Source organism: Terracoccus luteus (assembly GCF_003635045.1).
GTDB lineage: Bacteria > Actinomycetota > Actinomycetes > Actinomycetales > Dermatophilaceae > Terracoccus > Terracoccus luteus.
This window is the reverse complement of sequence record NZ_RBXT01000001.1, coordinates 3486945-3504204: the sequence shown is the minus strand read 5'-3', so window position 1 is coordinate 3504204 and position 17260 is coordinate 3486945. Positions and strand designations below refer to the sequence as shown.

The window sequence follows — 17260 nt, the reverse complement described above, 5'->3', positions numbered from 1 at the left end:
TTCGGTGGTCTAACTATATGGAAGCAGTACGATGACGCCATGGCAAGTCGACCGTCAGCGCGGGCCCACCCGACGCACGAGCCCGAGACGCGGGCCCTGCGGGCGCTCGGGACCGCGGCCGACGAGGCGGCCGGCGCGCTCGCCCGGCGGATGGGGATGCACCCCACCGACCTCGCCGCCATGAGCCACATCGCCTACGCGCGCGACCCCCTCGGCCCCCGTGAGCTGAGCACGCGGCTCGGCATCACCCCCGCCGCGATGACCGACGTCGTCGACCGGCTCGAGACCGCGGGGCACCTGCTGCGCCGTCGCGACACCGCCGACCGGCGTCGGGTGCAGCTCGTGCCGACGGACGCCGCGACCACCGAGGTCCGTGGCCAGCTCGCCGAGCTGCTCGACACCCTCGACGCCATCACCGAGGAGTTCGACGACGCCGAGCGGGCGGCCATCCTCCGCTACGTCGAGGCGGCCACGGCCGCCTACGCGCGGTACGCCGCCGAGTCCTGAGGCCCGGTCCGAGGGCGGCCTCGGCCGACCGGATGCCGTGCCGCCCGGTTGGCCTCTCGGTGACCTCTATCTGGCCTTTCGACGGGTGGTGGGGGTCAGCGGGTGGGGACGAGGCGGGGGGCCGCTGCAGCGACGAGGCGGGCCAGCTCGGACGTCGAGAGGGCGGTCGTGCCGTCGAGCACGAGCCAGCCGACGGCGGCCGGACCGGTGAGCACGACGACGGTGGCGGGGCCCTGTCGGTACTGCGACGGCGCGATGCCGACGTCGACCCGGCGGCCACCGAGGGTCTGCGGCGAGCCGTCGGCGCACCGCTCCACCGTGCTGCGCAGGTACGTCGCGGCCCTCGCCGCGTCGGCCGGGGCCAGCGTCAGGCTCGCCCACGTCGCCGACTGCAGGTCGAGCACGGTCGCCCCGGCCGACGTCGTGCGTCGCACCTGTCCCATCACCTGACCCCGCAGCGCGCGCGTCGCCCCCGACGCGGTGAAGAGGTCGGTGGTCGGCGGGTACAGCCACGGCGGCCGGTCGGCGCACCGCACCGCGGGGAGCCCCGGGGCGCAGCGACCGGCATCCGGCCCGGGCACCGTCTCGACCGCACCGGAGAGGCCACCACCCCAACGCACGGCGGGCACGGCGTCCTGCAGCACGCTGCCCGGCAGCGGACCCGGCCCCGGCCGCTGCACCTCGCGGGCGCACCGCAGGGTGTCGACCGGGGTCAGCGACGGGACGGGCGTGGGCTCCGTCGTCGCCGTGGGCGCAGCCGTCACCGACCCGTCACGGAGGGAGCCGGTGGGCACCGGCGGCACCGGGGCGTCGGTCGCACCCGTGCACCCGGCCACCCCGGCCACGACCGCGAGCGTGACGGCGACCCACGCCGCCCGCCCCCGACCCCGGGTGACCACTCGACGACCCCCAAGCGCCTTCTCGACGGGTCAGAGGCCGTCGACGACGGCGGCCGTGAGCTCGAGGCAGGCGTCGTGGGTGCGCCTGTCGATCTTGCTCGGGTCGAGGTGCAGACCGGGCGCGAGCGCCGGGTCGTAGGGGATGTCGACGACCTGGCGCACCCACTGCTCGAAGTGCTCGCGGGTGTGCACGCCCGCGCCGAGGTCGACACCGCGCGCGGCCGTGTGGGAGATGACGCAGACCGCGTTGCGCACGAGGTCCTCGCGGCCCATCGACACGAGGGCGTCGAGGTTCTTCGCCGCGACGACGGACGTGTCGTCCTTGAGTGAGGTGGCGAAGACGAGCAGGTCGGCCCGCGCCGCCGCCGCGAGCCAGTTCGGGGCGAGCCGGTTGTTGCCCGTGTCGATGACGATCATCCGGTAGAAGCGCGACAGCTGCGTGTGGAGGTTCTCGAACTCGTCCTCGCCGATGATGCGCATCGCCTCGTCGTCGTCGGCCGAGGCGAGCACGTCGAACGAGAGGCCGCGCTGCTCGCGCACCCAGTGCTCGAGCTCGGACGTGCCGACGTTCGGGTCGTCGGTGATCGTCGGGAGCGCCCCGAGCAGGTCGACGACGGTGCGGTGGTGCGGCTGTGACGGGGCGCGCATGCCGAGGGTGCCCTCGGTCTCGTTGTTGTCCCACGCGAGCACCGAGCCCGAGCGGTAGCGCCCGAGGTAGTTGGCCAGCAGCAGCGTGACGAGCGTCTTGCCGCCACCACCCTTGGTGTTGATGACCATGACGGTCTTGCGCCCCTGCAGCGGCCGCCCGATGCGGTCGAGCCGTTCGCGCTCGAGCCGCTCGGCCGCCCCCGGGCCCAGCCCCAGCGCCTTGCGCCAGCCCGTCGTCGCCTTGGTGCGCCGCCGCTCCCCCGTGGAGCGCGCCGCCATGAGCGTGTCGGCACTCGGTCGCACGGATGCCGGGGAGCCGCCTCCCGCCCGCGCGCCGGACCGGGTGCCCGCCTCGGTCCGGGTCTGCGCCTCGGGGCGCTCGGACGCCGCCTCAGGGGTGGGTTCGTCGGCGGCGGTCTCGGGCGTGTCCGACGTGCTCGACGTGCTCGACGTGCTCGACGTGCTCGAGGGGGCGCTGCCGCGGGTCGACCGGCGGGGCGAGGTGGCCGGGGTCCAGCCGGCGGGCTCCGGCTCGGGCTCCGGCTCGAGCGCCGGCTCGGGCTCCGGATCCGGCTGGGGCTCCTCGGTCTCGGCCCACGACGCATCGTCCCAGGCCGACGACCACGGGTCGGCCGCCGCGGCGGCGTCCGTGCCCTCGTCGGGCGTCGGCTCGGGCTCGTCGGACGCCCCCGGGAGGGGCAGCACGAACCCACCCGGCACCGACCGGTTCGACGCCACGCCGGGCATGCCGGTCGGCGTGCCGGTCTCGTCACCGGGCACGTGGTCGTCGCTCATCGGGGCTCCTCGGGGTTGCGGGTATCCACCCCGCGCCGGTCGGTGACCGTGCGCGGAGCAGCAGGCATCGTGTCACGCGCAGCGCCTCAAGGTCTGCTCAAGGTCGGCCCGCCCGGCCCGTCGGAGGGGATCGGGCCGCGGCGACCCGGTTACGATGAAGCGCCCGTCGGCGGGCACGCGACCGGCGTGCACGACCGACGACAGACCAGCGGCACGACCACCCGACCAACACCGACCAACACCGAGGGAGGCAGGCGTGGGACTCATCAACCGGGTCGAGCACGGGCTCGCCAAGGCGGTGCACGGCGCCTTCGCCAAGGCCTTCAAGTCGGAGGTGCAGCCGGTCGAGATCGCCTCCGCCATCCGCCGGGCCATGGACGACCGCGCGGCCCTGCTCGGCCACGGCCGCGCCATGGTGCCGAACGTCTACACGATCGAGCTCAGCGAGACCGACTACGCGCGGCTCGGCGACTACGAGGACGACCTGTCCGACGACCTCGTCGCCGCCGCGCAGGAGCACGCCGACTCGCAGGGCTACCAGCCCGGCGGGCCGCTCGAGGTCAGCCTCGTCGAGGGCGACGGCCTGGAGACCGGCGTCTTCCGGGTGCGCCCGGCCACCGCGCGCCGCACGAGCGCCGAGCCCGCGCCGCAGCAGCCGGTGCACCGCCCCGCGGCGCGCCAGCCCGCCCCGCGCGAGGCCGCCCCCCGCCAGCCCGAGCGTCAGGCCGACCGTCAGCAGCAGCAAGCGTGGTCGCGCGAGCCCGCCGAGACCCGGGCTGCCGCCCCCGTCGCGGCGCCGGCCCCGCGCGTCAACCCCTCCGCTCGCCCGTGGCTCGACATCGCCGGTGACCGCTACCCGCTCATCGGCAGCCTGACGACGCTGGGGCGCGACGCGAGCGCCGACGTCGTCGTCGACGACCCGGGCGTCTCGCGCCACCACAGCGAGGTGCGCGTGACGACCGACGGCCCGCACCTCGTCAGCTCGATCCGCGACCTCAACTCGACCAACGGCACCTTCGTCAACGGCGAGCGCATCACGAGCCAGCGCCTGCACGACGGCGACCGCGTGACGATCGGGCGCACCTCGGCGGTCTTCCGCGCCGGGCGGCGGTGACCCCGTGCCCCCGTCCGCCGGCGCCCCGTCGCGCAGCCTGACCACCGACGAGCCGGATGCCGGTGCCTGATGTCTGAGCTCACCCTCACCCTGCTGCGGCTGGGCCTGCTCGCGCTGCTGTGGCTGTTCGTCTTCAGCGTCGTCGGCGTGCTGCGCACCGACATCTACGGCACGACGGTGTCGCGCCGCGCCCAGCGCCGGGCCCAGAAGGCGCAGGAGAAGCAGGCCAGGCAGGCCGCCCGGACCGCTCCCGCCCAGCCACTCGCCCCCGTCGCGGCGGCCGCCGCGTCGTCCGGCCCCGCCCCGTCGAGCCCCATCGAGGCGCACCCGCCGCGGCGGCGCGGTCGTCGGGTGCCGACGACGCTGACGGTGACCGAGGGACCGCTCACCGGCACGTCCCTGCCCCTGCGCGGCAACGGCATCCTCATCGGGCGCAACCCCGAGTGCGCCCTCGTGCTCGACGACGACTACGCCTCCGGCCGCCACTGCCGCCTCTTCCCCGGCAGCGACGGCTGGCTCGTCGAGGACCTCAGCTCGACCAACGGCACGTTCATCGGCCGCGACCGCCTCACCTCGCCCCAGCCCGTCGAGGTGGGCACGACGCTGCGGATCGGCAAGACGGTCCTCGAGCTGCGGGGCTGAGATGGCCATCGCCCTGCGCTACGCGGCGCGCTCCGACCTCGGCCTCGGCCCGAAGGCCCGCAACGAGGACTCCGGCTACGCCGGCCCGAACCTGCTCGTGCTCGCCGACGGCATGGGCGGGCACGCCGCGGGCGACGTCGCCAGCTCGATGATCGTCGGTGAGCTGGCCCCGCTCGACGACGAGGACGTCGGCGCCGACCAGGCCGTCGCGGTGCTCGAGCGGGCGCTGCACGAGGCGAACCGGCGCCTCACCGCGGCCATGCGCGAGAACGCCGACCTCGCCGGGATGGGCAGCACGACGATCGCCATGCTGCGCACCGGCACGAAGATCGCCATGGCCCACATCGGCGACTCGCGCGCCTTCCTCCTGCGCGGCGACGGCTTCAGCCAGATCACGAAGGACCACTCCTTCGTGCAGCAGCTCGTCGACGAGGGCCGGCTCTCGCCCGAGGACGCCAGCACCCACCCGCAGCGCTCGGTCGTCACCCGCGTCATGACCGGCCAGCCCGACGACGAGCCCGACACGTCGCTGCGCGAGACCCGCCTCGGAGACCGCTTCCTGCTCTGCTCCGACGGGCTGTCCGACTTCGTCGGCGCCGACGTCATCGAGGAGATCCTGCGCGAGGCGCCCACGCCCGAGGCGGCGGCCGACCGGTGCATCGAGGTGGCGCTCAAGGCGAGCACCCGTGACAACGTCACCGTCATCGTGGCCGACGTCGTCGACGCCGACGGCGACGACCTGCCGAGCACGGCGCCCCAGGTCGTCGGCGCCGCGGCCAAGCGCCTGCGCACCCGCACCCGCGCCATCCCGACGAGCCCCGCCGAGAAGGCCGCCGCCCTGACCCGCGAGGCCGCCGCCGCGCGTGGCGGGGGCGAGCCGGCCCCGGATGCCGACGGGGTCGAGATCGCCGAGAACGGCACAGGAGGGCGTGGGGCGCGCATCGTGCGGCGCACCCTCGGCGGCCTCGTCGTGCTGGCCGTGCTCGGCATCGGCGCCTACGCCGCCTGGGCGTGGACGAAGACGCAGTACTACGTCGCCGCCGACGACGGCCGGGTCGCCATCTACCGCGGCGTGGCCCAGGACGTCGGCCCGCTGCGCCTGTCGAGCGTCGACGACGTCACCTCGGTGCTCGTCGCCGACCTGCCGACCGACCTGCAGGGCTCGGTCGAGCGGTCGATCGTCGCCGACGACCTGACCGACGCCCGCTTCAAGGTCGAGATGCTGCGCGCCGAGGCCGTGCGCTGCCGGGTCGTCGCCTCGACCGGCACCCCGTGCGGCTCCGTCCCCGTGACGGCGACGAGCCCGGCCACCCCCTCCACCTCGCCGACGACAGCGCCCACGACACTGCCGACGACACCCGCGACCACCCCGGCCACCACGTCGCCGGGCGCGACGACGGCACCGGGCTCACCGGCATCCACCCGCCCGGTCGGCCCCACGAGCACCGCGGCGGCGGTGGCGCGATGACGACGATCGTCGAACGCCTCAGCCCGCCCACCCGGCGGGGGCTCGAGCTGCTGCTGCTGCTGCTCGCCGTCGGCATCGTGCTGCTCGCGTGGGTGAGCGTCGACCTCAACCTGCGCGGCACCGTGCCGGCCAACATCGTGCCGGTGGCGGGCGGGTTCACCGCCCTCGTCGTCGTCATGCACCTCGTCGTGCGGTGGCGCGCGGCCTACGCCGACCCGTTATTGCTGCCGATCACGACGGTGCTCAACGGGCTCGGGCTCGTCATGATCCACCGGCTCGACCTCGCCAAGGGCCAGAGCGGCGTCGACAGCGACGCAGCGCGACAGGTCGTGTGGACCGCCCTCGGGGTGGCGCTCGCCGTCGCCGTGCTCGTCGTGCTGCGCGACCACCGGTTCCTGCGCCGCTACACCTTCGTGTCGATGGCGACCGGGTTCGTGCTGCTGCTGCTGCCGCTCGTGCCCGGCTTGGGGCGCACCGTCAACGGCTCGCAGATCTGGATCGGCGTCGGCCCGCTCAGCTTCCAGCCCGGCGAGTTCGCCAAGGTCGCCCTCGCCGTGTTCTTCGCCGGCTACCTCGTGCAGACCCGCGACGTGCTCTCGCTGGCCGGCCGCAAGGTGCTCGGGTTCACCTTCCCGCGCGGGCGCGACCTCGGGCCGATCCTCGTCGCGTGGGTGCTGGCCCTGCTCATCCTCGTCTTCGAGAAGGACCTCGGCTCGGCCCTGCTCTTCTTCGGCCTCTTCGTCGCCATGCTCTACGTCGCGACCGAGCGGGTGTCGTGGATCGCCATCGGGCTGCTGCTCTTCGCCGCCGCCGTGGCCTTCGCGCTGTCGACCTTCGCCCACTTCCAGCGGCGCGTCGACCTCTGGCTCGAGCCCTTCACCCAGGCCAACCTCGACCAGTCGAACCAGCTGGCCAACGGCCTGTGGGGGATGGCGGCCGGCGGCCTGACCGGCACCGGCCTCGGCGCCGGACGGCCGTGGCTCACCTCGTTCGCCGAGAGCGACTTCATCTTCACCAGCCTCGGTGAGGAGCTCGGGCTCGTCGGCTCGATCGCGATCCTGCTGCTCTACCTCGTCTTCTGCGAGCGCGGCATCCGCACGGCTCTCGGCGTGCGCGACGGGTTCGGCAAGCTGCTCGCGCTCGGCCTGTCGTTCTCCGTCGCCTTCCAGCTGTTCATCGTCGTCGGCGGCGTCACCCGCGTCATCCCGCTCACGGGCCTGACCACCCCGTTCATGTCGCTCGGCGGCTCGTCCCTGCTCGCGAACTGGATGATCATGGCCCTGCTGCTGCGCATCTCGGACCAGGCCCGACGGCCGCTGCCCGAGCCGGAGACGACGCCTGCCGGGTCGGCCAGCGGGTCGGCCAGCGGTTCGGCCGCCGCGCCGACCGAGGTGGTGAGGATGCGATGAACGCCCCCATCCGCCGCATCTCCGTGCTCATCGCGCTGCTCTTCACGGCGCTGCTCGTCTCGGCCACCGTGCTGCAGGCCGTGCAAGCCCGCTCGCTCGGCCAGATGACCGCGAACAAGCGCACCCTGCTCGACGACTACTCCCGCGAGCGCGGGGCCATCGTCGTCGACGGCCAGAACATCGCCGAGTCGGTGCCGGTCGACGACCAGTACCAGTGGCTGCGCCGCTACCCGCAGGGCCCGCTCTACTCGCAGGTGACCGGCTTCTACTCCTACGTCGTCGGCGCCCCCTACGGCCTCGAGCACGCGAGCAACGACCTGCTCTCGGGCGACTCCGACAGCCTCTTCGTCAACCGGGTGACCGACCTGCTCACCGGCCGCCGCACGGCCGGGGCGACGATCGAGCTGACGCTCAACGCGAAGGCGCAGAAGGCGGCCGACGAGGCGCTCGGCGACAGCCGCGGTGCGGTCGTCGCGCTCGACCCGCGCACCGGCGCCATCCTCGCCATGGTCAGCCACCCCGAGTACGACCCGAACCCGCTCTCGAGCCACAACCTCGGCACCGCCTCCTCGGCGTGGAAGACGCTGTCGACCGACCCCGACCGGGCCTACACGAACCGGGCCATCGGCGGGAACCTCTACCCGCCGGGGTCGACCTTCAAGGTCGTCACCGCCGCCGCCGCCCTCGAGGACGGCCTCGTGCAGGACGAGAACTCGAGCGTGCCCGGGCCGGCCACCCTCGACCTGCCCCTCACCGACACCAACCTGCCGAACGAGAACCGCCAGGCGTGCGGGCCGGACGACCGCACGACGCTGCTGCGCGCCCTCGAGATCTCGTGCAACACCGCCTTCGGCTCGCTCGGGCTCGAGCTCGGTGGCGAGAAGCTGCGCGCCCAGGCCGCGAAGTTCGGGTTCGGCGACACCCTCAACGTCCCGCTGCGCGTCACGCCGAGCTCGGTGCCGGCCGACCTCAACGCCCCGCAGGCGGCGCAGTCGGCCATCGGCCAGTACGACGTGCGCACGACGCCCCTGCAGATGGCCATGGTGGCCGCCGGCATCGCCAACGGCGGTCGCGTCATGACCCCGTACCTCATCGACAGCGTCCGCAGCGCCGACCTCGACACGATCAGCGGCAGCCCCCAGCCGGTCGAGCTGAGCCAGGCCGTGTCGGAGCGCACCGCTCAGATCCTCACCACGATGATGGTCGGCGTCGTCGAGAACGGCAGCGGCGCCCGCGCCCAGATCAGCGGCGTCGCCGTCGCGGGCAAGACCGGCACCGCACAGCACGACCCCGGCAAGCCGCCGCACGCGTGGTTCATCAGCTTCGCCCCCGCCGACGACCCGAAGGTGGCCGTGGCCGTCGTCGTCGAGGACGGCGGCGTCACGGGTAGTGAGGTCGGTGGAGGTCGGGTGGCCGCGCCCATCGCGAAGGCCGTCATGGAGGCGGTGCTGCAGTGACCGGCATCCGGCACGACACGAGCTTCGGGGAGACGGGGGGCGGCGCGTCACGCGCCCGCACCCCCGTCGGGACCATCGACCGCACCACCGACCAGAGGTTGAAGCAGTGAGCAGTCACACCCGGATCCTCGGCGGCCGTTACGAGGTCGGCGAGCTGATCGGCCACGGCGGCATGGCCGACGTGCACCTCGGCCACGACACCCGCCTCGGGCGGCAGGTCGCCATCAAGATGCTGCGCAGCGACCTCGCCCGCGACCCCAGCTTCCTCATGCGCTTCCGCCGCGAGGCCCAGTCGGCGGCGGGCCTCAACCACCCGTCGATCGTCGCGATCTTCGACTCCGGCGAGGAGGAGACGCTCGAGCCCGGCAGCGACGGGCGCGTCTCGCGGCTGCCGTACATGGTGATGGAGCACGTCGACGGCCAGACGCTGCGCGAGCAGCTGACCGAGCGCGGCCAGTTCGAGCCCACCGAGGCGCTGCGGGTCACCGAGGGCATCCTCGACGCGCTCGACTACAGCCACCGCATGGGCATCGTGCACCGCGACATCAAGCCGGCCAACGTCATGATGACCCGCGAGGGCGTCGTCAAGGTCATGGACTTCGGCATCGCGCGCGCCATCGCCGACACCGCCGCGACGATGACCCAGACGCAGTCGGTCGTCGGCACCGCGCAGTACCTCTCGCCGGAGCAGGCGCAGGGGCAGGTCGTCGACGCGCGCTCGGACATCTACTCGACCGGCTGCCTGCTCTTCGAGCTGCTCGCGGGCCGGCCGCCGTTCCAGGGCGACTCGCCCGTCGCCATCGCCTACCAGCACGTCGGGGAGACCCCGCAGCCGCCGAGCATCTTCAACGACGCCGTCGCGGGCGACCTCGACGCCGTCACGCTGCACGCGCTGACGAAGGACCGCGAGCGCCGGTACCAGGATGCCGGGTCGTTCCGTCGCGACCTCGAGAACGTGCGTCTCGGCCGGCCCATCAGCGACGCCGCGCTCGGGACGGCGGACGCCGTCGGCGCCGCGCCCACCCAGACGATGCCGGCGCCGTACGCCCAGGCCGGCGCGCCCACGGTCGTGCAGCCGTCGCTCGCGGCGGGCGCAGCGGGCGCAGCGGGGGCTGCTCGCTGGGAGAACACGGCCGGGATGCCGGCGGTGGGGCGCGAGGAGGAGCCGGAGGAGCGCAGGGGCCGCGGCGGGAAGATCGCCCTCATCACCGCGCTCGTGCTCGGGCTGCTCGCCCTGGCCGGCTGGGGCGGGGTGACGCTGCTCGGCAACCAGACGCCGGAGGTCGCGCAGGTGAGCGTCCCGGACCTGCGGGGGATGGCCGAGCAGACGGCCGCGCGCACCCTGACCGAGCGCAAGCTGCGCGGCGAGGCGACGAAGGTGGCGAGCGCCGACGTCGACGCGGGTGACGTCGTCGAGCAGAACCCCGGGGCCAACGCGGTGGTGGCCGAGAACAGCGTCGTCGAGTACCAGGTGTCGACCGGGCCCGACTCGGTGTCGGTGCCCGCCGTGGCGGGCCAGAAGCAGGACGCGGCGCAGAAGCTGCTCACCGACGCCGGCCTGTCGGTCAAGGAGGTCCAGGAGGAGAACACGCCCGACCAGGCCAAGGGCGTGGCGACCAAGACCGACCCGGCCGCCGGCGAGACGGTGGGCAAGGGCGCCGAGGTGACCCTCTTCGTCGCCACCGGCAACGTGCAGGTGCCCGACAACCTCGTCGACCAGGACTTCTCGGTCGCGGCCGTGCAGCTGAACGACCTCAAGCTGAAGTACTCGCGCGTCGAGAAGGAGGCGGCCGACACGGCCGCCGGCACCGTGCTCGAGGTCGCCAACGCCGGCAAGGTCGTACCGGTCGGGAGCACGATCGAGGTGACCGTCGCGGCCGCCCCGACGACCCCGCCGACGACCGTCACGACGACGGTGACCGCGCCGCCCGAGACGCCGACCGAGACGCCGACCTCGAGCGACACCCCCAGTGAGACCCCGAGCTCGACGACGACGACCCCACCGCCGTCGACCGACACGCCGACGACCCCGCCGCCGGCCGCCGACCCGACCGGTCAGCAGGGTGGCTCAGGTGGCCAGGGTGGCGAGCAGGCCGTCGACGAGCCGAGCCCGACGCCGAGCCTCGGCCGCACGACCGACCCGCAGGGCGACGACGAGCAGTAGCCGGAACCGAGGTCGTGAAGGGTTCGGGCCCCCAGAGGGGCTCGGACCCTTCACGCTCCCGGGCCGCGTCAGGAGCCGGCGGTGACGAGCGGGCTGAGACCGGCCGAGCGGGCCACGGCCCCGGTGTCTCCGCACAGCTCGAGGAAGTTGGCCAGCATCCGGTGGCCCCCCTCGGTGAGCACGCTCTCGGGGTGGAACTGCACCCCGTGCAGCGGCAGGTCACGGTGCCGCACGGACATGACGACGCCGGAGTCGGTGCGGCCCGTCACGACGAGCTCTGGCGGCAGGGTCGAGGGGTCGATCGTCAGCGAGTGGTAGCGCGTCGCCGTGAACGGGCTGGGCAGCCCGGCGAGCACGCCCGTGCCGTCGTGGTGCACGAGCGAGGTCTTGCCGTGCAGCAGCTCGGGCGCCCGGTCGACGACGGCGCCGGTGACGACCCCGAGTGCCTGGTGGCCGAGGCACACCCCGAACATCGGCACGCCGCGCCGCCCGCACTCGCGGATGACGTCCGTCGACACCCCGGCGTCCTCGGGCGTACCGGGGCCGGGCGAGACGAGCACGCCGTCGTAGCCGCCGACCTCGGATGCCGACACGGCGTCGTTGCGCACGACGTGGCAGTCGGCGCCGAGCTGCTCGAGGTAGCCGACGATCGTGTAGACGAAGCTGTCGTAGTTGTCGACGACGAGGATGCGGGGCGCGGTGGTGGCGCCGGTGGTGGTGTCGCTGGTGTCGCTCACGAGGAGTCCTGGTCTGGGTCGGGGGCGGTCATGACAGGGGCGTCGCGTGCTGCAGGTCGACGGAGCCGGAGTAGGCGGGCAGCTCGACGGTGCCGGGGGTCTGGACGTCGTACCCGAGCCCGACTGCCTCGACGTACTGCTGGTAGAGCGCCACGGTGGGGTCGGTGTCGAGGCTGCGCTGCATGGCGCCGACGTCGCCGATCGCCCTGATCGTGTACGGCGGCGCGTAGACCCGGCCCTGGAGGATGAGGGTGTTGCCGACGCAGCGGACGGCGCTCGTGGAGACGACGCGCTGGTCCTGGATCATCATCGCCTCGGCCCCCCCCGCCACAGGGCGTTGACGACGCCCTGGACGTCCTGCTGGTGCACGACCACGTCGTCGCCGGTGAAGCCCGGGAGCGAGTCGAGCGACCGGTTCGAGTCGTCGAGCGTCACCTCGATGCCGGTGCCGCTGACGGCCGTCGTGCCGGCGGTGGAGGCGAGCCGCTCCGCGGTCGAGGTCAGCCCGGCCAGCCGGGTGTCGGTGGGGGCGTCGGCCTTGGTCAGGGCGTCGACCTCTCGGCGCAGCGCGTCGAGCTGCTGCGCGCGCTGCTCGACCCGGGCGTCGCCGGCGACGATGAGCTGGGGCAGGTCGCGGTCGGCGCGCAGGTCGCTGCCCTGCGCGGCCTGGAAGCTCATCGCGAACATCAGCCCGGCGCCGGCGGTGACGACGGGCACGAGCACGGTCCACAGCGGCCGGGCGCGGCGTCGGTGTCGTGCGCCGCGGGTCGTCTCCTCGCCCTCCACCTGCGTCACCACCTCTCGCGTCCCTCGCGTCTCTCGCGTTTTCTCGATGACCGGGCTCACCGGCATCCGCCCTCATTCTCGTCGGGACCGGACAGGTTGCGAAATGCCCACGACCGGACGCCCCGGGTGGGCGTGGCGCGCGCGGCGGCTACCCTTGGCGCAAAACGCCACGCAAGGAGAGCGCTGTGCCTGAGTCCAAGGGTCGTGACCGCAAGGTCGCGGCGTACACGCCCCCGCCCCGGAGCAAGGCCGCCGAGCCGAACCCGACCTGGTGGGCGCCGACGTTCATCACCCTGCTCGTGCTCGGTCTGCTCTGGATCGTCGTCTACTACGTGTCGGAGTACCGCTACCCGATCGGCTCGATCGGCGTGTGGAACCTCGGCATCGGGTTCGTGCTGCTCATGGGCGGCTTCATCATGACGATGCGCTGGCGCTGACGCCCCGCACCTTTTCCCTCGAGTCCTCGCGACCGAGGGCCCGGCCCCGTCGAGCGGTCGTCGTCAACCCCTGCGGGGCGGTGGCGGCCGGTCGGCGGGGTCTCGCGCGTCCCCGGGTTGTCCACAGACCCATCCACAGCTGGGGACGAATGACACGGGTGTAACTATCCCCAGGTCGTGCACAACCTGTGCACGAACGACACCGGTGTCATTCGGTGCACACGGTTGTCCACAGGCTGTGGGCACAGCCTCGACGACTCAGGAGAAGTCGCGGCTGCTGATGAGGCGGACGGCGTCGGGCAGGGTGAGGTACTTGCCGACGGTGATGACGACGAGCAGCACGAGCACCCCGCCGAGCGCGGCCCAGACGAGGTGTCGCACCTGCCGAGACCGCAGCGCGACGATGACGCCGGCGCAGGCGAGGCCGGTAACGAAGCCGCCGAGGTGGGCCTGCCACGAGATGCCCGGGTAGAGGAAGCCGAAGACGGCGTTGATGGCGATCGTCACGTACATCGCCGACGACGAGCGGCCGAGGTGGCGGTTGAGCACGAGCAGGGCGCCGAAGAGGCCGAAGATCGCGCCCGAGGCACCGACGACCGAGGTGAGCCACGACTGGTCGATGCCGGCGTTGAGGCCGTCGATGGTCGGGGATCCGGCGAGCAGCGTCACGGCGACCTGCCCCCCGATGCCGCTGATGAGGTAGAGCGCGGCGAAGCGGGCCCGCCCGAGCATCGGCTCGAGGTACTGGCCCAGCGACCAGAGCGCGAACATGTTGAGCAGGATGTGGAAGAACGTGAAGGGCGAGTGGAGGAAGGCCGCGGTGACGAAGCGCCACGGCTCGGTCCAGCCGAGGGCGGGCAGGAACGCGAAGCGGTCGGTGATGCCGGGGTCGACCCGCTGCAGCAGGTAGACGACGGCACAGACGGCGATGATGGCGTAGGTGACGACGGGTCGGCCGTCGGTGACGCGGCCACCGAAGACGGTCGTCGTGCCGGGCGTGGTGCGGGCGGCCTCGCGCACGCAGTCGACGCACTGGATGCCGACGGGGGCCGGGCGCTGGCACTCCGGGCAGGCGGGGCGGCCGCAGCGCTGACAGCGCACGTACGACTCGCGGTCGGGGTGACGGGGGCACACCGAGGGGGCGGGGGCGGGCACGCCGGGGCCGGTGTTCCCGTCGCCCGTCGGGGGCTGGCCGCCGGTTCCGTTGTCGGACAACGCTCGTCCTTCTGGGTCGGATGGTCCGGCGAGCGGCTCGCACAGCTCGACCGGGTGGTGGTACGCCTGACCCCGGGCCGCCGGGGCGGCCCGGGGTCAGGCGGTGGTGCTGGTGGGTGCAGCCGAGACCGGCTGCGGGAGGTCAGTCCTCGATCGTGACCGACTCCAGGACAACGTCCTGGACCGGCTTGTCGTTCGCACCGGTGGCGACGGCGCCGATCGTGTCGACGACCTCGCGCGAGGCGGCGTCGGCGACCTCGCCGAAGATCGTGTGCTTGCCCTGCAGCCACGTGGTCGCGGCGGTGGTGATGAAGAACTGCGAGCCGTTGGTGCCCTTGCCCATGCGCTTGCCGGCGTTGGCCATGGCGAGCACGTAGGGCTTGGTGAAGTCCTTGTCGGGGCTGATCTCGTCGTCGAACGTGTAGCCCGGGCCACCGAAGCCCTGACCCATCGGGCAGCCGCCCTGGATCATGAAGTTGGGGATGATGCGGTGGAAGATCAGGCCGTCGTAGAACGGGGTCGGGTTGGTGCGACCGGCGTCGTCCTTGTACTCCTTCTCGCCCTTCGCGAGGCCGACGAAGTTCTCGACGGTCTTCGGCGCCTGGTGCGGGAAGAGGTCGACGACGATGTCGCCGTGGTTCGTGTGCAGGGTTGCCTTCATGGCCCAATCCTCGCACGGGAGGGCCGGCCTGCCCGCCCTGCGGTGGGGCGGCGGCTCGTCCTGTGGACCGTACGGCGGCGGCTCGGAACGGCAGGGGTGGACCGGGCGTTGGTGCGGGTGAAGGATCGGGTCGTCACGACCAGCACCGACGATGGGAGAACCGAGATGTCGTTCCTGGACAAGATGAAGCAGAAGGCCGACGAGATGGGCCTCACCGAGAAGGCCGAGCAGGCGCGCGAGAAGGCGGCCAGCCTCGCCGCCGAGAACCGCGAGAAGATCGACGGCGTCGTCGACAAGGCCGGCGCCGCCATCGACCAGCGCACCGAGGGCAAGTACACGGACAAGATCGCCAAGGCCAAGGAGCAGATCGGCAAGGGCGTCGACAAGGTGGCCGAGGGCGACACCGCCCCGGGCGCCGCCGGGGCGACCGGTGCCGGCATGACGGATGCCGGGGCGACGCCGAGCTCGGTCAACCCGCCCGAGGTGTCCGAGCCCGTCGCGGGTCACGACCTGCCTCCGGAGACGGCGCCGCGCACCGACCCGCTCGCCGACCCGGTGACCGACCCGCTGACCGAGGTTCCCCCGGCATCCGACCCCCTGGCGCCGCGGCCGCCGGCCGGCGCCTGAGACGACGCGCGCCCCGTCACGGGGGTGGCCCACGGCCCGGTCGGACCCGACCGACCGAGGGTCGACCCGTGACGGCGGCGCGTGACCGTTGTTGACAGGATGGGTATCAACGAGCAGACCTTAGGAGGCTTTATGTTCGGCAAGAAGCAGTCCCGCACCGAGGCCGCGGCGGACCAGGTGCGCAGCGCCGCGTCCGACCTCGGCTCGACGGCGGCTGACCGGTACGACGCGCTCAAGGGGCTGGCGGCCGACGAGGCCGCACACGCCCGTGAGGCCGCGGCCGACCGTTACGGCGCTGCGAAGGACGCTGCGAAGGATGCCGCGAAGCCCGTCCTGCACGACGCCGCGGACCTCGCCCGCGACCGCTACGAGGCGGCCCGCGACGCCGCCCGGCCCGTGCTGCACGACGCCGCCGAGGCGGCGAAGGAGCGCTATGAGCTGGTGCGCGAGAACGCCCGCCCCGCGCTGCACGACGCGACCGAGGCGGCCAGGGAGCGGCTCGCCGCGGCGAGCGAGGCCGCCCGTGAGGCGGCGGCCGAGCGGGCCAAGGAGGCCGCCGACCGGGCCAAGCCGAAGCTCGAGCACGCCCGTGACTCGGCGCAGTCGACGTGGAGCAAGGGCGTCGTGCCCCGGCTCGGCGCCGCTGCCACCGCTGCGGTGACCGCCTTCACGGCCGGCGCCGAGCAGGCTAAGGACGTGGCGGCCCCCCGCCTCGACCTCGCGCGCGAGACGGCGCACGTCGGCTCCGACCGCGCCCGCGGCGCGTACCACGTGCTCAAGGGCGACGCGGTGGCCAAGCCGCGCTCCGGCAAGGGCAAGTGGCTCATCGTCATCGGTCTGGGCGCCGCCCTGCTCGCCGGCGCGGCCGCGTTCCGCAAGCAGCGTCAGGCCGACGACCCGTGGGCGACCCCGCTCGACAACGGGTCGGGCACGTGGAGCTCGGCCGGCGACTCGACGGCCACCACCGGTGCGTCGCTCAAGGACAAGGCCGGCTCAGCCCTCGACGACGCCAAGGACAAGCTGGGCGACGCGGCCGACAAGGCCAAGGACAAGGCGGGCGACCTGGCCGCCAAGGGGCAGTCGGCGCTCGCCGACGCCAAGGACCGATCAGGAGAGCTCGTGGACGACGCGAACGACAAGGTCGACGACCTGGCGGCCGACGCCAAGCAGAAGGCCGAGGAGGCCAAGGCGAAGGCGCAGTCGGACCCCAGCGACGACGTGACCGAGGGCGAGACGACGGACGCCCCCGGCGACACCGGCGCCGACGCCGTGACCGGCGACGCGGCCCCCCGCCGGGTCGGTGGCGAGTTCGGCGACGTCAAGCCCAACTGACGCTCGTCACGAGCAGGGCCGGCTGAACCGGCCGAGACAGAGAGAGGGCCCGGATGCCAACGGCATCCGGGCCCTCTCTTCGCATGAGCCGGCTCGCACAGACAGGGGAGCAGTGCGAGCCGACACATGCAGAAGGGCTGGGCGCGGTTCGTGCGGGCCCAACCCTTCGCAGGCACGACTATACGCAGGAGTCACACGACTGCGCGAGATATTCAGTGAAATCTGTACGACCTCGCCGCGGATTCTCAGGTCGAGGTGTCTGAAAACCGGACACAACCGACAGTTGGCGGTGCGTGGGGGTCACGGCATGACGGCATCCGTCGCTCGTCTCCCGTGTGTGTGTCGTGGGTCTGTCGCTGAGG

General features: G+C 73.3%; 15 protein-coding genes and 1 pseudogene. 10 read left to right on the top strand and 6 right to left on the bottom strand.

Going from position 1 to position 17260, the window contains the following annotated elements:
- Positions 1–39: 39 nt before the first annotated feature.
- On the top strand, positions 40–507 hold the full coding sequence (locus DFJ68_RS15795) for a MarR family winged helix-turn-helix transcriptional regulator (RefSeq protein ID WP_121034550.1): 468 nt from the start codon (positions 40–42) through the stop codon (positions 505–507).
- Positions 508–602: 95 nt separating this feature from the next.
- Here DFJ68_RS15795 and DFJ68_RS15790 read toward each other — a convergent pair whose 3' ends face one another.
- Both DFJ68_RS15790 and DFJ68_RS15785 read right to left on the bottom strand, forming a co-directional pair.
- Complete coding sequence (locus DFJ68_RS15790) at positions 603–1406, bottom strand: hypothetical protein (RefSeq protein ID WP_121034549.1); 804 nt, start codon at positions 1404–1406, stop codon at positions 603–605.
- A gap of 30 nt (positions 1407–1436) precedes the next feature.
- A complete protein-coding gene (locus DFJ68_RS15785) occupies positions 1437–2849 on the bottom strand; it encodes a MinD/ParA family ATP-binding protein (protein WP_121034548.1) in 1413 nt (470 codons plus the stop codon).
- A 256-nt stretch (positions 2850–3105) separates the two neighbouring features.
- Here DFJ68_RS15785 and DFJ68_RS15780 point away from each other — a divergent pair, with 256 nt between their 5' ends.
- The 6 genes from DFJ68_RS15780 to pknB all read left to right on the top strand — a co-directional run bounded on the left by DFJ68_RS15780 (position 3106) and on the right by pknB (position 11103).
- Entirely contained in the window at positions 3106–3963 is an 858-nt protein-coding gene (locus DFJ68_RS15780; protein ID WP_121034547.1) for an FhaA domain-containing protein, read from the top strand.
- Between the two features lie 69 nt (positions 3964–4032).
- Positions 4033–4605 carry an FHA domain-containing protein FhaB/FipA gene (locus DFJ68_RS15775; protein WP_121034546.1) on the top strand — a complete coding sequence of 191 codons (573 nt, stop codon included), beginning with the start codon at positions 4033–4035 and terminating at the stop codon, positions 4603–4605.
- Position 4606: 1 nt separating this feature from the next.
- Positions 4607–6073 carry a PP2C family protein-serine/threonine phosphatase gene (locus DFJ68_RS15770; protein WP_121034545.1) on the top strand — a complete coding sequence of 489 codons (1467 nt, stop codon included), beginning with the start codon at positions 4607–4609 and terminating at the stop codon, positions 6071–6073.
- Complete coding sequence (locus DFJ68_RS15765) at positions 6070–7482, top strand: FtsW/RodA/SpoVE family cell cycle protein (RefSeq protein WP_121035448.1); 1413 nt, start codon at positions 6070–6072, stop codon at positions 7480–7482. The genes DFJ68_RS15770 and DFJ68_RS15765 overlap by 4 nt, the downstream gene beginning before the upstream one ends.
- Positions 7479–8939: a peptidoglycan D,D-transpeptidase FtsI family protein gene (locus DFJ68_RS15760; RefSeq protein ID WP_121034544.1), complete on the top strand. Its 1461-nt coding sequence runs from the start codon at positions 7479–7481 to the stop codon at positions 8937–8939. Before DFJ68_RS15765 ends, DFJ68_RS15760 begins: the two co-directional genes overlap by 4 nt.
- 106 nt (positions 8940–9045) lie before the next feature.
- A complete protein-coding gene (gene pknB, locus DFJ68_RS15755) occupies positions 9046–11103 on the top strand; it encodes a Stk1 family PASTA domain-containing Ser/Thr kinase (protein WP_121034543.1) in 2058 nt (685 codons plus the stop codon).
- Positions 11104–11171: 68 nt separating this feature from the next.
- Here the strand turns inward: pknB and DFJ68_RS15750 are convergent, their stop codons facing one another.
- Together DFJ68_RS15750 and DFJ68_RS15745 are read right to left on the bottom strand one after the other, a co-directional pair.
- Entirely contained in the window at positions 11172–11840 is a 669-nt protein-coding gene (locus tag DFJ68_RS15750) for an aminodeoxychorismate/anthranilate synthase component II (protein ID WP_121034542.1), read from the bottom strand.
- Positions 11841–11868: 28 nt separating this feature from the next.
- Positions 11869–12518, bottom strand: a pseudogene (locus tag DFJ68_RS15745) (DUF881 domain-containing protein).
- A gap of 293 nt (positions 12519–12811) precedes the next feature.
- On the opposite strand from DFJ68_RS15745, the gene DFJ68_RS15740 reads away from it, so the two are divergent.
- Positions 12812–13063, top strand: a complete 252-nt coding sequence (locus DFJ68_RS15740) for a cell division protein CrgA (protein ID WP_121034541.1) — start codon at positions 12812–12814, stop codon at positions 13061–13063.
- A 258-nt stretch (positions 13064–13321) separates the two neighbouring features.
- On the opposite strand, the gene DFJ68_RS15735 is transcribed toward DFJ68_RS15740, so the two are convergent.
- Both DFJ68_RS15735 and DFJ68_RS15730 read right to left on the bottom strand, forming a co-directional pair.
- A complete protein-coding gene (locus DFJ68_RS15735) occupies positions 13322–14278 on the bottom strand; it encodes a rhomboid family intramembrane serine protease (protein WP_245963696.1) in 957 nt (318 codons plus the stop codon).
- Between the two features lie 142 nt (positions 14279–14420).
- On the bottom strand, positions 14421–14939 hold the full coding sequence (locus tag DFJ68_RS15730) for a peptidylprolyl isomerase (RefSeq protein WP_121034540.1): 519 nt from the start codon (positions 14937–14939) through the stop codon (positions 14421–14423).
- Between the two features lie 165 nt (positions 14940–15104).
- Here DFJ68_RS15730 and DFJ68_RS15725 point away from each other — a divergent pair, with 165 nt between their 5' ends.
- Together DFJ68_RS15725 and DFJ68_RS15720 are read left to right on the top strand one after the other, a co-directional pair.
- Positions 15105–15566, top strand: a complete 462-nt coding sequence (locus DFJ68_RS15725) for an antitoxin (RefSeq protein WP_121034539.1) — start codon at positions 15105–15107, stop codon at positions 15564–15566.
- A 132-nt stretch (positions 15567–15698) separates the two neighbouring features.
- Positions 15699–16898, top strand: coding sequence for a hypothetical protein (locus DFJ68_RS15720; protein WP_121034538.1), 1200 nt, complete (start codon positions 15699–15701; stop codon positions 16896–16898).
- Positions 16899–17260: the final 362 nt, after the last annotated feature.